This is a genomic window from Oleiphilus sp. HI0086 (assembly GCF_001635225.1).
On sequence record NZ_LWFZ01000185.1, the window covers coordinates 1 to 625 of the forward strand.

At 43.0% G+C, this 625-nt stretch carries 2 protein-coding genes; both read left to right on the forward strand.

Annotated features, from left to right (window positions below; genetic code table 11):
* On the forward strand, positions 1–476 hold a 476-nt coding region (ccmA, locus tag A3756_RS02640; RefSeq protein ID WP_068552857.1), incomplete at its 5' end, for a heme ABC exporter ATP-binding protein CcmA.
* A 22-nt stretch (positions 477–498) separates the two neighbouring features.
* The coding region (locus A3756_RS26410; RefSeq protein ID WP_197481120.1) for a heme exporter protein CcmB at positions 499–625 on the forward strand (127 nt) is incomplete at its 3' end.

Consider the following 625-nt stretch of genomic DNA (forward strand, 5'->3'; position numbering starts at 1 on the left):
CTGGCTTATTCACTTCATATGACGGCGTAGTTAACTGGCAGGGCGAAGCTCTATATAAATCCCAGCTTAGTTTCCAGTCTCAGCTTCTTTTTATTGGCCATAAATCTGCCATTAAAACCAGCATGACACCTTTAGAGAATCTGCGTTATCTACTTGGCTTGCGACAAACAGTTGTAGAACAACAGCTATGGAGCGCGCTCAGCTCAGTCGGCTTAGAAGGGTATGAACATGTTCTATGCCGCAATATGTCAGCAGGTCAGCAGCGTCGCGTAACTCTGGCGCAATTATATCTCTCTGAGGCAAAGATCTGGATTCTTGATGAGATCTTTACTGCCATCGATAAGCAAGGCGTTGCCCAGTTTGAAAATTTGTTGTTAGAAAAAGCAATTAGCGGTGTCACAATCATTCTTACAACACATCATCAGCTTTCTTTACCCGGACTTGAAATACTTCCCATTAAAGGAAGTGTAATATGAGCATGAACTCCAGTACCGGTTTGTGGCCCGTCGCCAAAGCTATTTAACTAAAGAGTTTCTTACCGCATTTAGGCACAAGCAGGAACTGGCAAACCCACTAGTTTTTTTCGCTATTATTATTGTGTTATTTCCCTTAGGCGTAGACCCTT